The following is a 4,736-nucleotide window of genomic DNA, read 5'->3' as shown; positions in this document are numbered from 1 at the left end:
CATAATGTAGTATTATTACAAAGGTTTATGAAAGGGAATACGTTAGCACGTATTATCTCGATTCCAAAACGTGGAGACATAATACTTCGTGATGAATTTGGGAATGACATGACATTAGGGGATGCAATAAAAGTAGGATATGAGCCTGCCTATGTTTTATCTGATCAACCGCGAAGTCATCATCAAAGATTTGTAAAATTCCGCTTCCCTAAATCTGACCGATTTCGAAGTGATATTTTTCGATATACTGATCTCATATTACAGTATGTGTCACCGAGAAACTTAAAAATATCAATAGAAGATGAATTTTGGTATTTTGATATTCGTCAATCTCTAGTATCATTACCATCTGGAATGCAGACCGAATGGATGGCCAGTTTGGCACCCTATATAATAGAAGGAAAACTGATACAACGCGTTAATAATAGTGTGTATTTAGATAGTAATGCCGTAACAAAACCAGTAACTCTCACAAGTAACGAGTATAAATCCATAACAAAAATTGTAGAAGAAACAAACAGTTCCATCGAAGAATTTATTAAAGAAGCAATTCGAGATAGAATTAATCTGCACTTACTTAATTAAAAATAAAAAAACGTCCCAAAAAGTAAAGGTTTTGGAACCATATTAATTAGGGATAATTACAATTGAATGTTGTAACTTTTTAGTGCTCCAAAAATTGATGACAAAAGTGAGTTTAGAAATTTGATTCATATTTGTATAAGTTTGCATGTCTAGATTGTTTTTATGTACAATAAAGAAAAAGAAATAGCATTAGACAGAGAGAGGAAAAACCTGTGTCCAATCAAAAATTAGTAAATTTACGCATCGATTTTGCTTTTAAGCAATTATTTGGTACAAATGGTAGTGAGGATATTCTCATCGCGTTTTTAAATGCGATGCTACAAGATTCCTTAGAATCACCTATTGTTTCTTTACAGCTAGAAGATCCACATTTACATCGAGAACATGAAGAGGATAAATTATCGATTTTAGATATTTCAGCTACATTAGATACAGGAACAAAAGTAAATGTAGAAATACAGCTCAATAATAATCACGATATGATCAAACGAAGTTTGTATTATTGGGGGAAGCTATTCACATCGCAATTGCAGAAGGGGATGCCATATAGTTCTCTTCATAAAACTATCACCATTAATCTGTTAAACTTTGTGATGTTTCCAGAATATGAAGCGTTTCATACAACAGGAATCCTGTGGAATAAGCAACAACAGAAGATATTGAGTGATGATATAGAAGTTCATATGGTTGAGATTCCGAAGTTAATGCAACAGTGGCGGAATGAACAAGTAAATCCCTGGGAAGATTCTTTTGTTCGTTGGTTATTATTACTTCCAGCGAATGAAGATGAACACTTAACTCAAACATTGGAGGACATTGCCATGAATCAAGATCCAATTTTACAAAAAGCAATGAATAAGTGGGAACGCATGAGCCAAGATTCTTCTTTCCGACAAGCCTATGAGGCAAGGGAAAAAGTGTTAATGGATGAAGCTGCAAAGGTTGCTCATGCTCGTAATGAGGGGAAGAAAGAAGGAATCCAAGAAGGAAAAATACAAATGATTAAAGGTATGCATGAACTAGGTGTACCACTCGAAACAATTGCTAAAGCAAGTAAATTAAGTATAAATGATATTGAACGTATTTTAGAGGAGAAATAAAATAAAAAAAGCACATGAAATGGGGATAACATGCGCAAGAAAATGGTAATTTAGGTAACTTAACCATAACATAAAAGCTCTGATTTATGGGGCTTTTTCTTTTTTTCTCAATAAACAATATAGATAAATATGGTAAAATGGTAAGTGGATGGGAGTCCACATACATATTATTAAAATTAAGATGGTTCAAGTCGGAGAAAGGTACCTTAGGGTGCCTTTTCTTTTTTAAACGGACCTGCTCATATATCATTTAAAAACATAAGGTAATGTAAACCGTTAAAACACATGAAGATGACCCCATTTTTCCCCTCTTATTAGTAAAGGAGGAACTATTATGGGCTTTGGTGGTAGTTGTGGCGGTGGCTTTGCTGGAGGCTTCGCTTTACTCGTTGTCCTCTTTATATTATTAATCATAGTCGGAGCTGCTTGCTTCTGCTAAAAAAAACCATCAGAAAAGACACTCTTATGGGTGTCTTTTCTTTATGAAAAAATCCCTGCAATTGTGCTTTTATACTATTTTCATTATAGTAATAGTGAAAAATATCTATACCAAACTTTGGTAATATTCCGCATAAATGTTATCAATTTACAGTGTTTTCTGTTAATGTTAAGCTTTAAGTGTAATATATATCTGTTTGAACCATGTCCCCTAATACAAGGTTTGAATAGTCATCTCAATACGCGAGAACAAACAAAGAAAAGGCACCTAAGGGTGCTTTTTCTTTATGGGGGATCTCAGGCCATGCCCATTAACTTAAGAAATTTGTTGTTACCCAAAACTAAAAAAATGAGCTGAATTGTTATAAATAATTGTAGATAGATAAAAATTTTCGTTTAGGGGGTACTTCATAACCTTAGCTTGATAGCGATGTGGCGATACCCCACATCCATCAACAGCCAAAATCTAAAGTTGAATAAAATAATCACTCGAATTTTGCGTTTAGGAAAAAAACGAGCGTTCAGATTCTTTTGTATGACGAAATAGAGGTCAGGTCGATGCGATTACATTCAATGCAGCTAAGTGCTTATAAAGAAGAAGATAGGGCGTTATAAGTGATTTTGGTTAAATTTGTAGGTATTTTATTTTATTTTTCATAAGAATAAATGTGAAATTTTACATATAGTATTTATAATAAAAAACAAATTAACCGAATTTAGGGTTTCCTTGCTTTTTGTTTGGAGTGCTGGCTCGTCGTGTGGGGACGAAACCCCACGTACTAAACGTATCAAAATTTTGAGTAAGAACTATTTTTGAACGAATGATCTAAGCGGTTCGGCTCGTATAATTGCTAGTCCAAGTCGAGAACAATTGCTTTGCTTTTTGTCCTTCGGCTTGGCGAAAAACGCGAATCGAGCCGAAAAAAGTTTGGCAAGGATTGTTTTTTACTGCAGTAACGAAGTGGAGCAGTAAAAAACAAAAAATACTACCTGTTCCTTGCGGAACTTTTAGCTTTTTCAGGTTTAGGGTTTTAAAGCCCACCCACCGCCATTAAGGGGTAGCGTCCCGAAAATACCGATTTACAACGTTAAGTTGTTTATAGTATTAAAAATGAATAACTTAACAACGATAAGGATTTTGAGACAAGTCATACGAGACACTCGCAAACCTTATTTGAAGCAAAATCAGTTAAGTATCAATAGAGTAAACCCTATTGATACAGGGATTTCTACCTTGACGCTGTAAATCCGCAAAATCCTGATGCTACTCCATATAGTATCTGTTTCTAAAGCATTTCTATTATGAGAACAGAAACGATGTGCGTTTTCAAAGTCTTTTTTCACTACTAGATTCTCCCTTTTTTATGTTTTTACTTTTATATTTTATAATGAATATTGTATTCGTAGAGAGTTTACATAATGTCCTATTATAAGAAGTTAGATATTCCCATAATCCCCATAATACTAACATTCTGTGCATGACTTAAGATCTATCCTTCTATTTTACTTTCTAGTAATTCTTTTATATATTGCGTTTAGATGTTCAGGTGTTAAACTATTTGTATATTATATTATCTAAATAGCCATCTGAACAGAAAAACAAGAGTTTCCTTGTTTTTCTGTTCAGATGTTTAGATGTGTAGAAGGATGGTGATCTGAACAGTGCAACAAAAAGACTGGTTATCAGCTGAAGAAGTAGCCAAGGAAATAAAAGTATCAGCTATGACTATAAAACGAAACTGTCAAACCTACAGTAGTTTTTTAAATTTCCAACAAGGTGAAAAGAACAAGTATTTAATTCATCAAGAATGTATACCTGTTTTTCAATTTATAGCTAAAATGAGAAATAAAAGAAACCTCCAAACAAAACAAATTATTGAGCTCCTCAGTAAAGAAGGATTACCTGAATATATAGACATTGAACCTATCCAAATAACTAAACAACAACCTGAACAGATCCAAGTAGGACAAGTAGTTGTAGCTATTCAGGAATTGGATAGAATTGTTGCTGAAAGAGTATCTGAACTGCTTAAAAAACATGAAGAAAATTTAAAGGAATGGTTAACTGAACAGCAAAAACAACAACAGGATTTTCAAAAAATTGATGAACGTGATCGATCCCTAATGGCTATGATCCGTGAAAACCAGGAGACTAAAAAATTGATTGCAGCCACCCAACAAAAAAAATGGTGGCAATTTTGGAAATAGAAAAATCCTTGCTTATATGCAGGGCTTTTTTATACAGAATTCTATACAGATTTTTGTACTAATAGGGTAATTTTGCCCAAATCCCCGAAAAGGGGGAATAAGATTGATTCATTATAAATTTATATGTTATTTCAAAAAGTACACTTTATGACAATGCTGAAAATCTAGACTATTTCATTTCAAAAATACAACTTAATAATATTTGAAACACGTTAATGCAATTGTATATATTTTGAAATGCATATTGTGAACTACCCGCTACTTAAATTCTAACGAATTTTGAAGTGGGGGCTTCTCAGTTCCACGACGAAAGCGACCTTTCGTCTCACTGAGCGTTACTTCGGGTTATTCCACCCCTAGATGTCCAACGCTTGGACGTTCTTTTTTACGGTTGATATTTTACGC

3 protein-coding genes and 1 pseudogene are annotated in these 4,736 nt (G+C 33.6%); all 4 read left to right on the top strand.

Annotated features, from left to right (window positions below):
- A pseudogene (locus JDS96_RS29560) lies at positions 1-585 on the top strand (ribbon-helix-helix protein, CopG family); the annotation flags it as partial.
- 212 nt (positions 586-797) lie between these two features.
- On the top strand, positions 798-1,685 hold the full coding sequence (locus JDS96_RS29555) for an Rpn family recombination-promoting nuclease/putative transposase (RefSeq protein WP_003209727.1): 888 nt from the start codon (positions 798-800) through the stop codon (positions 1,683-1,685).
- A 334-nt stretch (positions 1,686-2,019) separates the two neighbouring features.
- The gene (locus JDS96_RS29550) at positions 2,020-2,124 is read left to right on the top strand and encodes a YjcZ family sporulation protein (RefSeq protein ID WP_000505684.1); all 105 of its coding nucleotides are present in this window, start codon (positions 2,020-2,022) and stop codon (positions 2,122-2,124) included.
- 1,661 nt (positions 2,125-3,785) lie between these two features.
- Positions 3,786-4,331, top strand: coding sequence for a DUF3967 domain-containing protein (locus JDS96_RS29545; RefSeq protein WP_098206000.1), 546 nt, complete (start codon positions 3,786-3,788; stop codon positions 4,329-4,331).
- Positions 4,332-4,736: the final 405 nt, after the last annotated feature.

The sequence above is a fragment of the Bacillus cereus group sp. N21 genome (assembly GCF_016483395.1).
In the GTDB taxonomy this organism is placed as follows: Bacteria; Bacillota; Bacilli; order Bacillales; family Bacillaceae_G; genus Bacillus_A; species Bacillus_A pseudomycoides.
The sequence above is the reverse complement of the archived record's forward strand: the minus strand, read 5'-3'. Positions and strand labels throughout refer to the sequence as shown.